This window comes from Nonomuraea sp. NPDC047897, assembly GCF_043204415.1.
Taxonomy (GTDB): domain Bacteria; phylum Actinomycetota; class Actinomycetes; order Streptosporangiales; family Streptosporangiaceae; genus Nonomuraea.
The window spans coordinates 1-1,174 of sequence record NZ_JBIDCC010000037.1 but is presented as its reverse complement, the minus strand read 5'-3'; the positions used below and the strand labels follow the sequence as shown (position 1 = coordinate 1,174).

At 68.7% G+C, this 1,174-nt stretch carries 1 protein-coding gene; it reads right to left on the bottom strand.

What is annotated here, in order from left to right:
- Positions 1–31 precede the first annotated feature (31 nt).
- A partial coding sequence (locus tag ACGF0J_RS38025; protein ID WP_393154170.1) for an IS1634 family transposase occupies positions 32–1,174 on the bottom strand: 1,143 nt, incomplete at its 5' end.

Here is a 1,174-nt window from a genome sequence, read left to right as displayed (position 1 = left end):
GCTAGCCCCGTTTTCCGCATGTGAGCGATCTTCACCGCAGGTCTCGCGGATCGATATCCAGAAGGTCCAGGAGACGGAGTTGGAGATCGGTGGGTCGTGGGATGGTCGGGGGTGACTGGCCGGTGCCCGGGATCAGCCGGATGCCGGCCAGCGCGTCCAGGATGAGCTTGCCGGTGGGAACAGCGGGCCGTCCGGCATACAAACCCTCGACCTTGGTCTGGCCGCGGGTGGCCAGGCAGAGGCGGACCTGGCGTTCGATCAGGCAGAAGATGAGCAGGGCCAGGCAGATGACCGTGATCAGCGCGTTGATGCGGCGGTTGTTCTTCAGATACAGGCTGGTGACGGCCAGCGGGCCTTTGAAGGCCTGGTAACGGCGCTCGACCGCTTCCTGGCCCTTGTAGTGGATCAGCACCTGGGCAGCGTCGGCGGTGTCGGGGTCGAGGTTGGTCAGCAGGGCGTACCAGCCGTCGGTGGCGGCTTCGGCATCCAGCGCGTGCTCATCGAAGTGCCAGGCCAGGGTGGGTTTGCCGGTGCAGGTATCGGTGCCGATGCGCGCACGCAGGTAGGCGTTCACCCGGCGGGTGCGGCCGATCGCGGCGACGCGGTCGGTGACTGCCTGCTCGTCGGGGTAGTGGCGGCTGCCCAGACCGCGTTCCAGCCGGGCCAGATCATCCCGGGCGCGATCGAGCTTCTTGGCGCGGGCGGTGGCGGCGGCCTGCGCGCGGGCCGAGGAGTGCACGAACACCCTGCGCAGGGCCAAGACCGGGTCCTTCTTACGCGGCCCGGCCAGGGCCATGCTGTCTTCGCGGACGTGCCAGCTACCACGCTGCTGGGCGGCCTTGCCGCTGTCGCGGGCGGCGACGTAGTCCACCGCGATCGCATCGGTCAGGCTCAGGTCGGCCAGCACCTCGGCCGGCACGTAGGTCTTGGAAGCCGGGGCGATGAACGTCACGCCCTCGGCGGCCATCGCGGCCAGGTTCGCATACGAGATCAGCTTGGAATCGCCGATCATCAGCATCCGCGCTGAGGTGGCCAGCTTCTGCAACCCGCGCATGGCGCCGATGACCTGGCCGACCTCGCCGGCCCCGCCGTCATAGGCGCGGTGCAAGACCGGGATCGCGCCATCGGAGGTGACGGCGATCCCGGCCTGGATCTGCTTCAGATCGGGCCTGCG